This window comes from Streptomyces sp. NPDC127117 (assembly GCF_042677325.1).
In the GTDB taxonomy this organism is placed as follows: Bacteria; Actinomycetota; Actinomycetes; order Streptomycetales; family Streptomycetaceae; genus Streptomyces.
In genome coordinates, this window is the sequence record NZ_JBHXTM010000026.1 from 21,062 (window position 1) to 37,353 (window position 16,292).

The following is a 16,292-nucleotide window of genomic DNA, read 5'->3' on the forward strand; positions in this document are numbered from 1 at the left end:
GGGTACCGCTACGGGCGGAAGCGCAGGACCTGCGGGTCGTGGTCGCTGTTCTGATCGGCGAACTCGGCGTTGATGTGCACGCTGTCGTAGTGGAAGCCGTCGATCGACGGGCTGGTCAGGATCTGGTCGAGAACCTGGCTGTTGCCCTGGTAGACGTAGCTGTAACGCTCCGAGCGCGGCAGGGACTTGATCGCCGGGTAGAGCACCCGCCCGGCGGTCAGGGCCTCGGCCGTGCCGGAGAACTCGAAGTCGTTGATGTCACCGACGACCAGCACGTCCGCGTTCTTCTGGACGCTCAGCAGCTTCTTGACGAAGGTGTTGACCGTCTGGGCCTGCGCGTGCCGCTGGACCTCGGAGGAGCGCGACGGCGGCTGGTGCTCCGAGAAGATGGACTCGTCGCCGCCCTTGGACGCGAAGTGGTTGGCGACGACGAAGACCGTACGGCCGCGGAAGCTGAACTCCCCGGCGAGCGGCTTGCGGCTGTTCTCCCACGCCGGGTTCGTCGGGTCGATCCGGCCGGGCGAGAGGGTGAGGGCGGCGCGGCCCCGCTCCCGGGCGACATCGGTCGCCGTCGTCGCGTCGCCGCCGGCCCGGTCGGTGAACGAGACCCGCTCCGGGTTGAAGAGGAAGACCTGACGGATGTTGCCGCCGGGCTCGCCGCCGTCCTTCTTGTCCTCCGGGTCGATGGAGCGCCAGTCGTACGCCGGGCCGCCCGCCGCCACGATCGCGTCGGTGAACTTCTTCACCGTCACATCGGCGGCGACCGTGCCGTCGCTCTTCGCGCCGTTGTTGTCCTGGATCTCCTCCAGCGCCACGATGTCGGGCGAGGCGAGGTTGTCGACGACCGCCGCGGCGAGCGCGTCGAACTTCTCCTGCGGGTCGCTCGGGTCGAGGTTCTCGACGTTGTACGTCGCCACGGCCAGCTCGCCGCCGCGCTGCTTGCGGGTGGTCTCCCGCCGCAGGCCCTTGTCGGTGACCGTGCCCATGGTGCGGGCGGTCAGCGTGTAGCCGCCGTACTGGTTGAAGTCGAGCGGGCCCTCGGTCGTGCCGGAGAGCACATCGCCCACGTTCGCCTTCGGGAACGGCTGCTGGGCGAGCGGCACCAGGGACTGGATCTGGAGCCGTCCGGTGTTCTGGGAGCGGTACGAGCCGTAGACGGTGCCGCCGCGGCGGGCGTCGTTCTCGCGCGGCTTCACCGTCACCCACAGCTCGGCGTGCGCGTCGGTGGCGCCGACCACCCGCGAGGTGCCGACGCTGATGTTCATCCCTTCGACGGACTCGTAGTAGTCGAGGGCGTAGCGGGACGGCGCGAGGGGCAGCGCGTTGATGGAGCCGCCCGCGGCGGGGTCACCCTCAGGGGTGTACCTGGAGGGCACCGAGCGCTCCGAGACCCGCACCGGCGCGGGCAGGGCGTTGCCGGAGGAGACCACGGTGACGGTGGGCTTGCTGATCTGGGTCAGCGACTGGTTGCCGGAGTCGAGGCCGCCCGGGACGTACTCGGTGACCGTGCCGGAGACGGTGACCGCGTCACCGACCGCGACGGTGGGCGCGGAGCCGGTGTAGACGAAGATGCCCTCGCTGGTGGCGGGGTCGGCGTCGGCGTTCGGGTCCTGGAACCAGAAGCCCTTCGAGCCGTACGTCCGCACACCCGTGACGATGCCCGCCACGTCGCCGACCTGCTTGCCGACGAGCGGGGATATCCGGGTGGAGCCCTGGATGTCGTGGATCCGGACCTGGCCGTCCACGGGCAGGGCGGTGGTGGAGGCGGAAGCGGTGGTGGTCGCGGCGCCGGTGAGCAGACCGGCGGCGAGCGCGGCGGTGACTACGGCGGAGACGGCGGTGGTTCTGGACGATGCGGCAGGCATCACGGGCTCCGGGGGTATCGAGGGTCGGAACGGAGATCTACGCGCGTCAATCTCTTGTGTGCGCAAGGGGGTTGTCAAGGTCTGCCGGGTGGACTGCCGCTGTCCGTTTCATGAACCGGGCGGCATGGGGCGAAATGCGTCTACGCTTGGGCCGCCCGAACCGTACGCCCAGCATTCCCGGCCCGTACGTCCGGTACACCCGGTACGCACGTCCGGTACGTCCGCCCCGTACGCCCGGTACGCCCCCGAGGAGAACCACCTGATGTCCGCAGAGCCCCCCACCCTGCCGCCCGTACGGCTGCGCACCGAGGCCGAGCTGGCACGGGACGCGCTCGCCGCGCCGCTGCTCGCCCGCGCCGTCCGGCTCGCCCGCTGGGCCGGCCCGGAGACCCGGGTCGGCGCCGGCGGCGAGCTCGTCGACGCCCAACTGCCCGCGGCGGCCGAGCACATCGGCCTGGCGGCGGACGAGGACGGGGCCGCGGAGGCCAGCGAGGCCTGGCGGCTCGCGGTCGACGCGGGGCTCGTCGACATCGAGGACCCCGGGCAGGACGCCGGACCGGACGCGGAGGGGACCGCCCGCGCGGGTGCGAACCTGGAGCTGGTCACCGGCGGTTCACCGAAGGACGTCCTGTCGATCTGGCTCGACGGCCTGGAGGCCGTCCATGCCGACGCCACCGCGCCCGTCTTCGACGACCTCGCCGATCTCGTCGGCGAGGACGGCTCGATCGACTTCGAGTCCCTGGACTGGGATCCGGAGGTCGAGGCGGAATTCCTCGACGGGGTACTCGGCAACCTGTACCTGCTCACCGTCGGCGACGGCCGCGGCGGCACGGACCCGGTCCCCGTGCCGCTGCCCGCCCTCGCCGCGTCGGTGATCGTCCCCGACGACATGGGCGAACCCACCGACGACATCCTTGAGCAGGTGTCCGAGGCGATGATGCGGCTGGACGACCAGTTCCGGGTCCTCGAACCCATCGGGATCGTCGAATACCGCCCGGTGGACGAGGCGTTGCTGGCCGAGGAGGGCGAGGACGCCACCCCGCCCGCCGACGACGAGGACGTCACCCGGTACGGCATGGTGAAGCTGACCCCCCTCGGCCTCTACGGACTGCGGAGCCGGATGCTGGAGGCCGGGGTGGACGCCCCGGCGATCGGCGACTTCGCGGACAAGGGTGCCGACGCGCTGCTCGGCGGGATCGCGTACTACCCCGAGGCGGCGGCCCGCAGCGAGGTCGAGCTGTGGCTCGCCCGGCGCGGCGGTGCGGACGGCGCGGCGGCCGAACTCCTGGCCGCGTCCCGGGGCACGGACCGGCAGGCACCACTGCGCAGGCTCCACTGCCAGCAGGCGCTCGCCCTGGTCGGCGCGGAGGCGGAGCCCGCGGTGCGCGCGGTGCTGGACGACCCCGAGCTGGGCGGCCTCGCCCGGGTCTGGCTCGCGGAGCTGGGCGCCGCCGATGTCCCCGCGCCGCCGGAGTCGATGATCTTCTGGCTGGCCATCGACACGATCGCGGCCCAGCTGGAGACCGACGGCGATCTGGACGAACTCCAGGGCCTGGTCGAGGGCCTGGCCGGCCAGCACAGCGGCTTCTTCGACGAGGCCTGGCGGGTGGCGCACCCGGCGACCGCCGACGTCCTCGAAGCGATGGGGCGGCTGCACAGCGACAAGAAGAAGGCCAAGGAGGCCCGCAAGGCGGCGTTCAAGGCCCGTTCGCGCCAGGGAGCCTGACCGCCCGGCCGGGTACGGGGCGGGCGGCGAGGGCGGGCCGGTCCGCGGTGAACGGCGACTTCGGGACATTCCTTCCGGCCAACTGCACAGGAAGGATGCCCCCCGACGTCGCCCGCAGTTCAACTGGTGTTGGCGCGGAGGCGCGAATGTGGGCGCGCCAACAACCCGCCCAGCTGCCCCAGGAGTACGTGATGCCCTTCACGCGCAGGGAATTCACCAAACAGTCCGCCCTCACCGGTGCCGGCATCGCGCTGACCGGTACCGTCGCGGCACTGGCCACCGCGCCGGGCGCCCTGGCCGCCGGGGACTCGAAGCACGGCCACGACCACGACGGCCACGGTCATGACCACGACCACGGTCACGGTCACGGCCGTGAGCCCGGCTACGGGCCGCTGATAGCCGACCCCGAGGGTCTGCTCGCGCTCCCCGCCGGATTCTCGTACCGGGTCATCACCCACTGCGGGGTCACCAAGCTGGAGAGCGGCGAGTTCACCCCCTCCAACCACGACGGCACGGCCACCTTCGAGGGCCCGCGCGGCGTCACCCTGCTCGTCAACAACCACGAGCTCAGCGGCGTCCGGAAGGACTGGGAGCACCCGGTGCCGCTCACCGACGGCCTCGTCTACGACCCGGTCGCGGCCGGCGGCTGCACCGTGGTGGAGACCCGCCGCGACGGCCGTACCGCCGAGTGGGTCGGCATCGCCGGCACATCCACCAACTGCGCCGGTGGCGCCACCCCGTGGGGCACCTGGCTCACCTGCGAGGAGACCGAGGACAAGGCCGGCAAGAACGGCCTGCTCAAGGACCACGGCTACGTCTTCGAGGTCGACCCGTACGACAAGCGCGCCAACCGTGCCCCGCGCCCGATCAAGGCGTTCGGCCGGTACGCCCACGAGGCCGTCGTCATCGACCCCAAGCAGGGCCACGCCTACCTGACCGAGGACGCCTCGGGCCCCAACGGACTCCTCTACCGCTGGGTTCCGCCGCACGGCTTCCGGCACGGCCGCGGCAAGCTGCGCACGCTCGCCGACGACGCCGGTGTCCTCCAGGCCACCAAGTGCTTCGACAACAGCGGCAAGTTCGTCGACGACCTCTCCCGCGCCACGAAGATCGGCACGGTGTACGGCGTGGACTGGGTCGACGTCCCCGACCGCGACGCCAAGTCCGTCTCGGTGCGCAAGCAGTTCGCCGAGGGTGAGGTCACCCGTGCCCGCAAGCTCGAAGGCATGTGGTGGGGCGACGGCGGCGCCTACATCGTCTCCTCGTTCGCCCGCTCCGAGAGCCCCGTCCAGCACGACGGCCAGGTCTGGTTCTACGACCCCAAGCGCCGCACGCTGACCCTCAAGGTGCTCCTCGGCGTGAACGCCGACCCGTCGAAGGACGGCGCCTTCGACGGCCCGGACAACATCACCGTCTCCCCGTACGGCGGCCTGGTCATCTCCGAGGACGGAGAGGGCATCCAGCACCTCTTCGGCGCGACCGAGAGCGGCCGCACCTACCCCATCGCGCGCAACGAGCTGAACATCGGCAGCGAGGAGGACCCGGAGTACAGCGAGTTCACCGGGGTCACGTTCTCGCCCGACGGCAGGACGCTGTACGCCAACATCCAGACGCCGGGCATCATGCTCGCGATCACCGGCCCGTGGAAGCGCCAGCCGAACCGTCACTGACGGCCTTTCGACCGGCGCGCGTAATTGCCTCGCGCGCCGGTCGGGCATCCCTCTAGAGTCCTGTCCGTGCCCAGGTGCGCAGGCAGGACCTACTTCCACTCTTAATGGGGATGTCGCGGGTTCGAGTCCCGTCACCGGATCCCGTTCCGGTGTAGCTCAGTCGGCAGAGCACCTTCGTCGGTTCAGCCGACCCCGAACTCTGGGCGCCACAACTTCATCAGCATGACTGCGACGCACCTCCCGGTGCGCAGGCTGCGGCTACTTCCTCTCATGAAACCGCCGCCGCCGACTCTGATCTCGGGAGGCACGGATGCCGGGGGTGCCCGGTGCGCAGGCGACGGCTACTTCCATTGGACTGAGGGTTGCGGGTTCGAATCCCGTCCGGCCACGGCCGGTAGCTCAACCGGGTAGAGCATCAGTGAGCCCGTCGCCGACTCCTGATCTCGGGCACCCTTTTCCGCCGTGCCTTCTCCCACTGAATTCGGGGGAATTCACATGGCACGCTTCAACACCCGCACCACCAGGCCCCGTGCCACCTCGCCCGTGAGGACGACCGGGCACACCGTGCCGACCCATCAGGGCGGCCGGGGATTCCTGCGCGACGAGCGCTCCGAGCTCTTCCTGCTCGCGGTCGCCAACTTCGTCTCGCAGCAGACCTATTACGAGGACGGCGAGCAGCGCGACGAGCGCTTCGCCGAACTGGTGCGGGCGCTCGCCGTCACCGACCCCGAGTGGACCGCAGGCCTGCTCCACTGGCTGCGCCGCGACGGCCGGATGCGTACCGCCTCGATCGTCGGCGCCGCCGAGTACGTGAAGGCTCGGCTGGACGCGGGCGCCGAGGACGGACCGTCCAACCGCCAGGTGGTCGACTCCGTTCTGCTGCGCGCCGACGAGCCCGGGGAACTCCTCGGGTACTGGACCTCGCGCTACGGCCGGGCCGTGCCCAAGCCGGTCAAGCGCGGCATCGCCGATGCCGTGCGCCGGCTCTACAACGGCAGGTCGCTGCTGAAGTACGACACCGCGTCCAAGGGCTACCGTTTCGGCGACATCCTGAACCTGGTGCACGCCGCGCCCGACCCGCAGAAGCCGTGGCAGGGTGAGCTGTTCCGGTACGCCCTCGACCGCCGCCACCACCCCGAGGCGGCCGTGGTGCCGGTCTCGGACCGGGTCCTGAACGCACACCGCGCGCTGATGGAGCTGCCCGCAGGGGAGCGGCGGGCCGTGGTCGAGAGCGCCGACGGGGCGGACCGGCTGGCCGCCGCGGGCATGACCTGGGAGGCCCTGGCCGGCTGGCTCCAGGGGCCGATGGACGCCACCGCCTGGGAAGCGGTGGTTCCGTCGATGGGCGCGATGGCCCTCATCCGCAACCTGCGCAACTTCGACGAGGCGGGCGTCTCGGACGAGGTCGCCGCGCGGGTGGCGGAGCGGATCTGCGACCCGGCCGCGGTCGCCGCGTCCCAGCAGTTTCCGTTCCGCTACCTCGCCGCCTATCAGCACGCGCCCTCGCTGCGCTGGGCCCACCCGCTGGAGAGGGCGCTCGGCCACTCGCTGGACAATGTGCCCGCCCTGCCGGGGCGGACGCTGGTTCTGGTCGACCGCTCGGGCTCGATGTGGTCGCCGCTCTCGGACCGCTCGCAGCTCAACCGGGCCGACGCGGCCGCGATCTTCGGCTCGGCGCTGGCCCTCCGGGCGGCCGACGCGGATCTGGTGCAGTTCGGTACGAACAGCTCACCGGTGGCATTTCGCCGCAGCGAGTCCGTGCTGAAGGTGCTGGAGCGCTTCGGCAACCTCGGCGGCACCAACACCGAGGAGGCGGTGCGCCGGCACTACCGGGGCCACGACCGGGTGCTGATCGTCACCGACGAGCAGGCGTCGTTCTCGTACGCCGCGGACGCCGTCGCGGCGGTGCCCGCCACCGTGCCCGTCTACACCTGGAACCTGGCCGGGTACCGGGTGGGACACGCCCCCTCGGGGGGCGGGATGCGCCACACCTTCGGGGGGCTTTCGGACGCGGCGTTCCGCCTGGTGCCGTTGCTGGAAGCGGGCCGTGACGCGGACTGGCCCTGGATCCGCTGATCACGAATCCGGTATCAGTGCGCCCCCTGAGGTGAACGGGCATGGCGTCGGGCGTTCCCAGGGCGCATACTCAAGGTAATGAAACAGTCAGCCGGATCCCGGCGCCACCTGCCTTCCAGTCCCTTCAACCGCCCGGCCCAGGCGGCCCCACCGGTCGAATTGTTCGATGTGGGCGACAGGGTGTCGCACGATCAGTTCGGACTCGGCCGCGTCCTCGCCGTCGAGGGCGACAACGACGCGGTGCTCATCGACTTCTCGGGGCGACAGGGGAGGATCCTGAGCCCGTACTCCAAGCTGACCAAGCTCTGAGAGAGGCGGCGAGCACGCGCGCAGCGCCCGCGTCCCCGTCACGCTCTCCGGATTCAGGGGCACCTGCACCCGACAGGTGCCCCTGAATCCGTATCCGGAGCCCGCTGCCGCGCTACAGCGCCTGGGCGGCGGGCTTCACCATGCCGCGGACGGTGCGCGACTTCACGAAGTCGCCCATCGCCGTCATCTCCCACTCGCCGGAGAACTGCTTGATCAGCTTGGCCATCATCACGCCGGTCTGCGGCTCGGCGCCGGTCAGGTCGAAGCGGACCAGCTCCTCGCCGGTGGCCGCGTCGATCAGCCGGCAGTAGGCCTTGGCGACCTCGGTGAACTTCTGGCCGGTGAACGAGTTGACCGTGAAGACCAGACCGGTCGCCTCCGCCGGGATCCGGCCCAGGTCCACGACGATCACCTCGTCGTCACCCGCGCCCTCGCCCGTGAGGTTGTCGCCGGAGTGCTTGATCGCGCCGTTCAGGATGGAGAGCTTGCCGAAGTAACAGCTGTCCAGGTGGTTGCGGTTGGGGCCGTAGGCGATCACGGAGGCATCGAGGTCGATGTCCTTGCCCCGGAACGCCGGCTCCCAGCCGAGGCCCATCTTGACCTGGGAGAGCAGCGGCCGGCCGCCCTTGACCAGGGAGACCGTCTGGTTCTTCTGGAGGCTGACCCGCCCCTTGTCGAGATTGATCTTGCCGGACGCCGACGTGGGCGCGGGGGCGGGCGGGGCCGGCGGTGCGGCGGGGGCCGGGGGCGCGGCGATGCGGGGGTCGACCGGGGCGGCGGCGGGCATCGGGGGCGCCACCGGCGCGGGCGCCGGGGCGGCGGCGGGCTCCTCCTCGACCGAGACGCCGAAGTCCGTGGCGATGCCGGCCAGCCCGTTGGCATAGCCCTGGCCGACCGCGCGGGCCTTCCAGGCGCCGTTGCGGAGATAGACCTCGATGACCACGAGCGCCGTCTCGGCGCCCAGCCGGGGCGGGGTGAACGTGGCGAGCGCGCTGCCGTCGTCGGCGTTGCGCACGGTCGCGGTGGGCTCGATGCCCTGGAAGGTCTGGCCCGCCGCGTCCGGGCTCGCGGTGACGACGATCTTCTCGATGCCCGGCGGGACCGCGGTGGTGTCCACCACGATCGCGTCCGGTGCGGTGCCGCCGCCGGAGCGGTAGGTCACACCGGGGCCGTTGGGCTGGTTGTAGAAGATGAAGTCGTCGTCGGAGCGCACCTTGCCGTCTGCGGTGAGCAGCAGGCCCGAAACGTCGAGCCGCACGGGTGCGGAGACGTCCACTGCCACGCGGGCGGCGGAGAGAGGGATGTTCGAGCCGGGGGTCATAGCGGTCATGCTCGGGGTAACGAACGACCTCGCTTTGCCGTTCCCTTACCTTTTCCGGCGCTGCCGGCCGGCTTCGCCGGGCCCGTCAGCGGTTGCGCGGGTGGTTGCGGGCGGTGCGCTCGTTGCCGTGCTTGTACGCCCCCGTCCAGCGGGCCATCACCAGCTGTGCGTCCCCCGACTCCGCCTCGGCCAGGAACTTCTCCGCCCGGCCGCCGCGCAGGGTGCCCGCGGGGCGGCCGTGGTGGGTGATGGTGACGCTCGCGTCGCCGTGCTGCTCGTACAGGAATCCGGAAGGTCTCGGCATGGCTCCGCATCCTGCCCGCCGTACGGTGCGCTGTCGCGCGGTTTTCGGTGGCCCCGGGCCGTGGTCAGCGCGGCCAGATCGGCGGGTTGGTGCAGAAGTGACCGCCGAGGTGGGCGTGGTCGGGGTTGTCGGGGTCCAGTTCGCCCTGCTCGGCGATGAGCCGGGCCGCGTGCGGCTCGGAGTCGTCCTGCGGCTCGTATCCCAGTGAGCGGGCCGTCGTCAGATCCCACCACAGCCGGGTGTTGTCGGAGGAGCCGTGCACGACGGTGTGCCGCACGTCCTCGGCGGTGAGCGCGGCGTGGAAGAGCCGGGCGCCGTCCGCGGGGCTCATCCAGACCGAGAGCATCCGTACCGAGGTCGGCTCGGGGAAGCAGGAGCCGATGCGCACCGAGACGGTCTCCATGCCGTGCCGGTCCCAGTACAGCTGGGCGAGATCCTCCCCGAACGACTTGGACAGGCCGTAGAAGGTGTCGGGGCGGCGCGGGGCGCCGACGGGGATCAGCGGGTCGCCGGGGAGCGGGCGGGGAGTGTAGCCGAGGACGTGGTTGGAGGAGGCGAACACGATGCGCCGCACGCCTTCCTCGCGGGCGGCCTCGTAGAGGTTGTAGGTGCCCTCGATGTTCGCCCTGAGGATCTTGTCGAAGCCGGCTTCCAGGGAGATGCCCGCGAGATGGACGATCGCGTCGACGCCCCGCACGGCCTCGCGCAGCGCCTCCCGGTCGCCGAGATCGGCGGAGACCGCGTCCGGCTCGCCCTCGACGGGGACGACGTCCAGGAGCCGGAGCTCGTAGCCGTACGCGGGCAGGAGCCCGCGCATCAGGGTGCCGAGACCGCCGGCGGCGCCGGTGAGCAGGACGGTGCGGGGAGCGGGCATACGCGGATCTCCTCCATGGACGGCATTCATATGTGTGGACAAGCTAAGAAGCCCTGGAGTGCGGAGTCAAGTGTGCGGGCGGGGCGGGGTGCTGCTCGCGCGGAGCCACCCGGTTCGCCCTCGGGGTCGGTCACCTCGGCCGTTCCCCCTCCTTGACCTGCGCCTGGCGGCTGGCTTAGCGTGTGGGCGTTCATGAATATGGACGTCGATCAGAATTGTGCACGCCTGAACCGCTCAGGGAGCGCCAGTGACCTCAGCCCCTCTTGCCGCCCGACTCGGCCGTGTCGCCGGGCCGCTCTTCTTCCCCGTCACCGCGTACGGACCGGACGGCGACGTCGACCTCGATGCCTTCCGCGCACATGTGCGCACCGGCATCGACGCCGGTGCGGCGGCGGTCTTCGCCTGCTGCGGCACCGGTGAGTTCCACGCGCTCACGCCCCAGGAGTTCCGCCGCGTCGTCGCCGCGGCCGTCGAGGAGACCGCCGGAGAGGTACCCGTGGTCGCGGGGGCCGGATACGGCACGGCGCTCGCGGTCCAGTACGCGAAGCTCGCCGAGGAGGCGGGCGCGGACGGGCTCCTCGCCATGCCCCCGTACCTCGTCGTCGCCGACCAGGAGGGGCTGCTCGGCCACTACACCGCGCTCGCCGCGGCCACCTCGCTGGAGACGATCGTCTACCAGCGCGACAACGCCGTCTTCACCCCCGCCACCGTCGTCGCACTGGCCACCACGCCCGGCATCATCGGCCTCAAGGACGGCTATGGCGACCTCGACCTGATGCAGCGCATCGTCAGCGCCGTCCGTACCGAGCTGCCGGGCCGGGACTTCCTGTACTTCAACGGACTGCCCACCGCCGAACTGACCGGCCCGGCCTACCGGGGCATCGGCGTCACCCTCTACTCCTCCGCCGTCTTCGCCTTCGCGCCCGACATCGCGCTGGCCTTCTACCGGGCGCTGGACTCCGGCGACGACGAACTGACGGGTGCGCTCCTCGACCACTTCTACCGGCCGCTCGTCGAGCTGCGCGCCAAGGGCCGCGGCTACGCCGTCTCGCTCGTCAAGGCCGGGGTCCGGCTCGGCGGCCTGGACGTCGGCGAGGTCCGCACCCCGCTCACCGAGCCGCCCGCCGCTCACATCGAGGAACTCACCGCGATCGTCGCGCGCGGCCGGGCCCTGCTGGAGAAGTACGGGCAGGAGCGGCGCGGGTGAAGACCTCGGCCTTCCTCTATCCCTGGGATGTCGTCGGCGACCCGGACGCGGCCGCCCGCGTCGCGGACCTGGGCGTCCAGCAGGTGACGCTCGCCGCCGCCTACCACTCCACCCGGGCGCTGACCCCCCGCCACCCCGGGCACCGCATCGTCACCGCCGAGCACGCCGCGGTGCTCTACCCGCCGGACGCCGCTCGGTGGGCGGGGCGTCCGCTCCGCCCCCACGAGCAGTCCTGGGTGGCCTCCGACGACCCGTTCGCCGAAGCCGCCGAGGCCCTCGCCGGAGCCGGTCTGGAGGTCCACACCTGGGTCGTCCTGGCGCACAACTCCCGGCTGGGCGCCGAACACCCGGACACCTGCGTGGTCAACGCCTACGGCGACCGCTACCCCTGGGCGCCGTGCATCGCCGGGGCCGAGGTCCGCGAGTACCTGACCGCCCTGGCGGCGGAGGCGGCGGTCCGTACCGGCGCGCTCGGCACCGAGCTGGAGTCCTGCGGCTGGTACGGCTTCGCCCATCTGCACGCCCACGACAAGACAGCGGGCGTCGGGCTGGGGGACGCGGCGCAGTATCTGATGTCGCTCTGCTTCTGCCCCGGCTGCCGGACCGGCTACGCCGGACAGGGACTGGACCCCGACAGGCTGGCCGCGGCGGTACGCGGTGCGCTGGAACCGGTCTGGGCCGGTGCAGGCTCCCCGGAGACCGGCCGGGCGGGCATCGAGAAGCTGCTCGGCGCCGACCTCACCGACGCCACCCTCCGATGGCGCGGCACGGTCGCCCGTACGTTCCAGGAGTCCGCGGTCGCCGCCGTGCGGGCCGCGGCGGAGCCGGGGTTCCAGGTGCTGCTGCACGCCGACCCAGAGCCCCACCGCACCGGTGCGAACGTCGGCGTCGACCCGGAACACATCCTCTCCGTGGCGGACGGTGTGGTGCTGCCCTGCACCGGCGGCGACGCGGCGCGCGAGGCCGTGCTCGGCCCGTTCGCCGGGCGCGGCGGGGTGCTCGCGGCCAACTTCGGCGTGGTCACGGGGATGGGCGGCAGCCCCGCCACGCTGGAGCGGGACGCCGCGCACGCCGCATCGCTCGGCGCGGACCAACTGCGGCTGTACCACGCGGGGCTGGCCTCGGCCCCCGACCTCCGGGCCGTCGGCGAAGCGCTCTCACGCCTCGGCCGATGAAGGAGCCGGGCCGGTGGGGGAGTCCGTCAGCCTTCCCCGCCGGCCCTTCACCAGCAGGAGTGCGGTCAGCAGCGCGGCCGCGCCGACCAGCGGCAGCAGCACCCTGATGTCCACCAGCGCGATCAGGCCCGCGCCGAGCGCCAGCGCCACCGCGTTCGGCACCATCATCAGCGTGTTGGCGGTCGCGGCGGTGCGGCCCAGCACGGATGCCGGGGTCTCCCGCTGCACCGCCGTCATCGCGGCGATCAGCACACACGGCAGCCCGATCCCGACGGCCGCGCTCGCCGCCAGCGCCACCGCGTCGTACGGCAGCGCCCGCACCCCCACGGCCACCGCGAACAGCGCGATCCCGGCCGCCGTGAACACCCGCTCCGGCAGCCGCCGCAGCAGCGGACCGGCCAGCAGCCCGACCACGACGGACCCGGCGCCCTGCACCGCGTACAGCACACCCGCGTACGTGGGGGAGTGCCCCAGCCCGTCGTCCACCACGGCATAGATCGCGGCCCCGTTGAGCCCCGCGCACAGCATCGTCACCGACCCCGCGAGCACCAGCGGCCGTAGCACCGGTGAACCCCACACCTGCCGTACGCCCGCGGTGAGTTCGCCCCGCCGGCCGGTCCGGGCCGCTCCGGCCGGATGCGGCCGCGGAGCCGGCAGCAGCGCGTAGACCCCGGCCGCCAGCACGAACGACGCCGCGTCCAGCAACGCCACCGCCCCGCCACCGAACCGCGCGTACAGCCCGGCGCCGGCCAGCGGTGCCAGCAGCTTCATGCCCTCGCCGGCCATCATCCGCAGCCCGTTGAAATCACCCAGCAGCCGCTTGTCCACGGCCCCGGCGACCAGCGTCGCCTCGGCCGCCTCCATCAGCACGAAACTCGCCCCGTACAGGACGAGCACGGCGAACAGGAGCCAGATCCGGCCCGCCGAATCGACCGTCGTCAGCGACGCCAGCAGCCCCGCCATCACGAGATTCGCCCCGACGAGCAGCCGCTTGCCCGGGATCCGGTCGGCGATCGTCCCGAGCGCCGGCCCGACCAGCACCGGCAGCCACATGGCGAACACGGCGAGCGCCGCCAGACTGTCCGACCCGGTCAGGGACTTGACCCAGACCCCGGCCGCGAGCCACATCGCGGAGGTCCCGAAACCCGAGACGACGACCGCGGTCAGGAACAGCCCCGCCGTACGGTCCCGCAGCACCCGCACCGTCGCCGACCCGGTCACCGCACCCACAGCACCCACCACACCCTCCCGACCAGCGCTTTCGTCATGCGTCAAGGCTGCTGGCCGAGGGGGCCCGGCGGCATCGGGAGGATGCCCTATCGCGCACCCGGCGGGGGAGGGCGTCCCCCGCCGGGTCTAGGACGGATGCCGGACGGTCCGGCGGACGGACGTCAGTCCGCCAGTGCCGCCTTCATCATCTTCTGGGCGATCGGCGCCGCCAGGCCGTTGCCGCTGACCTCGGAGCGCGCCGCGCCCGAGTCCTCGACGATCACGGCGACCGCGACCTCCTTGCCGCCGGCGGCGTCCTTCGCGTACGAGGTGAACCAGGCGTACGGGCTCTTGCTGTTGCCCACGCCGTTCTGCGCGGTGCCCGTCTTCCCGCCCACCTCGGCCCCGGCGATCCGGGCGTTGGTGCCGGTGCCCTGTTCGACGACGGTCACCATGGCGCTCCGCAGCTGCTCCGCGGTGGACTTCGAGACGACCCGCTCGGTGTCCCCGTCCGCGAAGTCCTGGAGCGAGTTGCCCTTGGAGTCGGTCACCGAGGACACCATGTGCGGCGCCGCCAGTTCGCCGTCATTGGCGAGGGCCGCCGACACCATCGCGATCTGCAGCGGCGTCGCGGTCACCTCGAACTGGCCGATGCCCGACAGCGCCGTCTGCGGCCGGTCCATGCCGGTCGGGTATACGCTCCGGCTCGCCCGTACCGGCACATCGAGCTTGTCGGTGTTGAAGCCGAACTTCTCCGCCATCGCCCTGACCTTGTCCTGGCCGAGGTCGACGGCGATCTTCCCGAAGACGTTGTTGCAGGAATACTGGAGCGCGGTGCGCAGCGTGGCGTTCTCGCAGGGCGCCGAGGGGTTCTCGTTCTCCAGGAACCTGCTGGTGTCGGGCAGCGGGTACGGATTGGGGCTGTCCGTACGCTCGTCGACGGAGCCGTACAGCCCGTCCTCCAGCGCCGCGGCCGCCACCACCAGCTTGAACGTCGAACCGGGGGCCAGCGGCTGGCGCAGCGCGCGGTTGACCATCGGCTTGTCCTCGTCGTCGAGCAGCTGCTGCCAGGCCTCGCCGTCCGTCGTCCCGCTGATCTTCGACGGGTCGTACGAGGGGGTGGAGACCATGCCCAGGATCCGGCCGGTCTTCGGGTCGATCGCGACCGCCGCCCCCTTGTCGTCGCCGAGCGCCTCGTACGCGGCCTTCTGCACGGCCGGGTCGATCGTAGTCAGGATGTTGCCCGGCGCCGCCTGCTTGCGCGTCACCGCGTCCAGCGGGCTCTTCAGCCGGTCGTCGGTGCCGTCCAGCACATGGCTGTAGATCCCTTCGAGCTGGGTGGCGCCGTACGCCTGCGAGCTGTAGCCGGTGACGGCCGAGTAGAGCTCGCCCTGTGTATAGGTACGTTTGTACGCGAGGTCGCTGCCCACCGTCCTCTTCGATCCGGTGACCGGGTTTCCGGCCACGATGATGTCGCCGAGCGGCTGCGCGTACTGCGCGATGGTGTTCCGCCGGTTGTGTTCGTTGTCTGCGAGCGCCTTTGCCTGGTACGCCTGCACCCAGGTCGCCCGCCCCAGCAGGGCGAGAACCAGCAGCAGACAGAAGACCGAGGTTCGCCTGATCGTTCTGTTCATCCCGCCCGGACGACGAGCGGGGCACCGCGCACCGTTCCCGAATGCGGTGATTCTCACCGGTTTCTCATGACGGGGCCGGGCGCGGTCCCGGGTGCGGTCCTCGCGGGCGCCGCCGCCGGGCCCGCCGCCCGGACAGTGGTGTCAGAGCCTGCGGGTGGCGAGCGTCAGCCGGTCCCGGGCGTCGAACAGCGCGTCCTTCACCATCTGCTCGTGGGCGGGCGTGAGCCGGGCGACCGGCACCGAGCAGCTGATGGCGTCGCGGGCGGGGGTGCGGTACGGGACGGCTACGCCGAAGCAGCGCAGTCCGAGGGTGTTCTCCTCGCGGTCCACCGCGTACCCCTGCTCGCGGATGAGGTGCAGCTCCTCGATGAGCTTCTCGCGGTCGGTGATGGTGTGCTCGGTCAGCGCGGGCAGCGTCTCGGGGAGCAGCTTGCGGACCTGCTCGTCGCTGTGGGTGGCCAGCAGTGCCTTGCCGAGCGAGGTGGAGTGGGCGGGCAGCCTGCGGCCGACGCGGGTGAAGGGACGCAGATAGTGCTGGGACTGCCGGGTGGCGAGGTACACCACGTTCGTCCCGTCGAGACGGGCCAGGTGGATGGTCTCCGTGGTGTCGTCGGAGAGCCGGTCCAGGGTGGGGCGGGCCGCCGCGACGACCTCGTCGCCGTCGATGTACGAGGTGCCCACCAGCAGGGCCCGTACGCCGATCCCGTACCGAGTGCCCGTCGCGTCGGTCTCCACCCAGCCCAGCTCCACCAGCGTGCGCAGCAGCATGTACAGGCTGGACTTGGGATAGCCGACGGCTTCCTGCACCGCGGCGAGCGAGTGCATGCCCGGCCGCCCCGCGAAGTATTCGAGCAGTTCCACCGTCCGCACGGCGGACTTGACCTGTGCCCCACCAGGTTCGGCAACCGACATCGCCCCACGC

Annotated in this window: 13 protein-coding genes; 6 read left to right on the forward strand and 7 right to left on the reverse strand. The window is 71.7% G+C overall.

Annotation, left to right across the window (positions count from 1 at the left end; translation table 11 throughout):
* Nucleotides 1–8: 8 nt before the first annotated feature.
* Nucleotides 9–1,865 carry an endonuclease/exonuclease/phosphatase family protein gene (locus ACFVH0_RS22830; protein ID WP_385822758.1) on the reverse strand — a complete coding sequence of 619 codons (1,857 nt, stop codon included), beginning with the start codon at nucleotides 1,863–1,865 and terminating at the stop codon, nucleotides 9–11.
* 262 nt (nucleotides 1,866–2,127) lie between these two features.
* Here ACFVH0_RS22830 and ACFVH0_RS22835 point away from each other — a divergent pair, with 262 nt between their 5' ends.
* The 4 genes from ACFVH0_RS22835 (at nucleotide 2,128) to ACFVH0_RS22850 (ending at nucleotide 7,646) form a co-directional block, all read left to right on the forward strand.
* The gene (locus tag ACFVH0_RS22835; protein WP_385822760.1) at nucleotides 2,128–3,591 is read left to right on the forward strand and encodes a hypothetical protein; all 1,464 of its coding nucleotides are present in this window, start codon (nucleotides 2,128–2,130) and stop codon (nucleotides 3,589–3,591) included.
* Nucleotides 3,592–3,782: 191 nt separating this feature from the next.
* Nucleotides 3,783–5,261, forward strand: coding sequence for an alkaline phosphatase PhoX (locus tag ACFVH0_RS22840; RefSeq protein WP_385822762.1), 1,479 nt, complete (start codon nucleotides 3,783–3,785; stop codon nucleotides 5,259–5,261).
* A 495-nt stretch (nucleotides 5,262–5,756) separates the two neighbouring features.
* Nucleotides 5,757–7,337 (forward strand): TROVE domain-containing protein, encoded by a 1,581-nt coding sequence (locus ACFVH0_RS22845; RefSeq protein ID WP_385822764.1) that lies wholly within the window; start codon nucleotides 5,757–5,759, stop codon nucleotides 7,335–7,337.
* A 78-nt stretch (nucleotides 7,338–7,415) separates the two neighbouring features.
* Nucleotides 7,416–7,646 (forward strand): hypothetical protein, encoded by a 231-nt coding sequence (locus ACFVH0_RS22850; RefSeq protein WP_037711258.1) that lies wholly within the window; start codon nucleotides 7,416–7,418, stop codon nucleotides 7,644–7,646.
* Between the two features lie 112 nt (nucleotides 7,647–7,758).
* Here the strand turns inward: ACFVH0_RS22850 and ACFVH0_RS22855 are convergent, their stop codons facing one another.
* The 3 genes from ACFVH0_RS22855 to ACFVH0_RS22865 form a co-directional block, all read right to left on the reverse strand.
* Nucleotides 7,759–8,976: a TerD family protein gene (locus tag ACFVH0_RS22855; protein WP_385822766.1), complete on the reverse strand. Its 1,218-nt coding sequence runs from the start codon at nucleotides 8,974–8,976 to the stop codon at nucleotides 7,759–7,761.
* Nucleotides 8,977–9,052: 76 nt separating this feature from the next.
* Nucleotides 9,053–9,271 carry a hypothetical protein gene (locus ACFVH0_RS22860; protein ID WP_358941920.1) on the reverse strand — a complete coding sequence of 73 codons (219 nt, stop codon included), beginning with the start codon at nucleotides 9,269–9,271 and terminating at the stop codon, nucleotides 9,053–9,055.
* A gap of 64 nt (nucleotides 9,272–9,335) precedes the next feature.
* Nucleotides 9,336–10,145 (reverse strand): NAD-dependent epimerase/dehydratase family protein, encoded by an 810-nt coding sequence (locus ACFVH0_RS22865; RefSeq protein ID WP_385822767.1) that lies wholly within the window; start codon nucleotides 10,143–10,145, stop codon nucleotides 9,336–9,338.
* 247 nt (nucleotides 10,146–10,392) lie between these two features.
* Between ACFVH0_RS22865 and ACFVH0_RS22870 the strand changes: the two genes are divergently transcribed.
* Complete coding sequence (locus ACFVH0_RS22870; protein ID WP_385822769.1) at nucleotides 10,393–11,352, forward strand: 5-dehydro-4-deoxyglucarate dehydratase; 960 nt, start codon at nucleotides 10,393–10,395, stop codon at nucleotides 11,350–11,352.
* Nucleotides 11,349–12,527, forward strand: a complete 1,179-nt coding sequence (locus tag ACFVH0_RS22875) for a hypothetical protein (RefSeq protein WP_385822771.1) — start codon at nucleotides 11,349–11,351, stop codon at nucleotides 12,525–12,527. Before ACFVH0_RS22870 ends, ACFVH0_RS22875 begins: the two co-directional genes overlap by 4 nt.
* Here ACFVH0_RS22875 and ACFVH0_RS22880 read toward each other — a convergent pair.
* From ACFVH0_RS22880 to ACFVH0_RS22890, 3 genes are all read right to left on the reverse strand, one after another.
* Entirely contained in the window at nucleotides 12,510–13,766 is a 1,257-nt protein-coding gene (locus ACFVH0_RS22880; RefSeq protein WP_385822773.1) for an MFS transporter, read from the reverse strand. The two genes, ACFVH0_RS22875 and ACFVH0_RS22880, sit on opposite strands and share 18 nt — an antisense overlap.
* A 152-nt stretch (nucleotides 13,767–13,918) precedes the next feature.
* Complete coding sequence (locus tag ACFVH0_RS22885) at nucleotides 13,919–15,370, reverse strand: peptidoglycan D,D-transpeptidase FtsI family protein (protein WP_385822775.1); 1,452 nt, start codon at nucleotides 15,368–15,370, stop codon at nucleotides 13,919–13,921.
* A gap of 141 nt (nucleotides 15,371–15,511) precedes the next feature.
* On the reverse strand, nucleotides 15,512–16,282 hold the full coding sequence (locus ACFVH0_RS22890; RefSeq protein WP_385822777.1) for an IclR family transcriptional regulator: 771 nt from the start codon (nucleotides 16,280–16,282) through the stop codon (nucleotides 15,512–15,514).
* Nucleotides 16,283–16,292: the final 10 nt, after the last annotated feature.

Excerpts from the sequence above, each read along its gene's own strand:
- ACFVH0_RS22885 (WP_385822775.1), bottom strand. The coding sequence starts at position 15,370 with ATGAACAGAACGATCAGGCGAACCTCGGTCTTCTGTCTGCTGCTGGTT.
- ACFVH0_RS22835 (WP_385822760.1), top strand. The coding sequence starts at position 2,128 with ATGTCCGCAGAGCCCCCCACCCTGCCGCCCGTACGGCTGCGCACCGAG.
- ACFVH0_RS22830 (WP_385822758.1), bottom strand. The coding sequence starts at position 1,865 with ATGCCTGCCGCATCGTCCAGAACCACCGCCGTCTCCGCCGTAGTCACC.
- ACFVH0_RS22850 (WP_037711258.1), top strand. The coding sequence starts at position 7,416 with ATGAAACAGTCAGCCGGATCCCGGCGCCACCTGCCTTCCAGTCCCTTC.
- ACFVH0_RS22865 (WP_385822767.1), bottom strand. The coding sequence starts at position 10,145 with ATGCCCGCTCCCCGCACCGTCCTGCTCACCGGCGCCGCCGGCGGTCTC.
- ACFVH0_RS22860 (WP_358941920.1), bottom strand. The coding sequence starts at position 9,271 with ATGCCGAGACCTTCCGGATTCCTGTACGAGCAGCACGGCGACGCGAGC.
- ACFVH0_RS22845 (WP_385822764.1), top strand. The coding sequence starts at position 5,757 with ATGGCACGCTTCAACACCCGCACCACCAGGCCCCGTGCCACCTCGCCC.
- ACFVH0_RS22890 (WP_385822777.1), bottom strand. The coding sequence starts at position 16,282 with ATGTCGGTTGCCGAACCTGGTGGGGCACAGGTCAAGTCCGCCGTGCGG.
- ACFVH0_RS22840 (WP_385822762.1), top strand. The coding sequence starts at position 3,783 with ATGCCCTTCACGCGCAGGGAATTCACCAAACAGTCCGCCCTCACCGGT.
- ACFVH0_RS22855 (WP_385822766.1), bottom strand. The coding sequence starts at position 8,976 with ATGACCGCTATGACCCCCGGCTCGAACATCCCTCTCTCCGCCGCCCGC.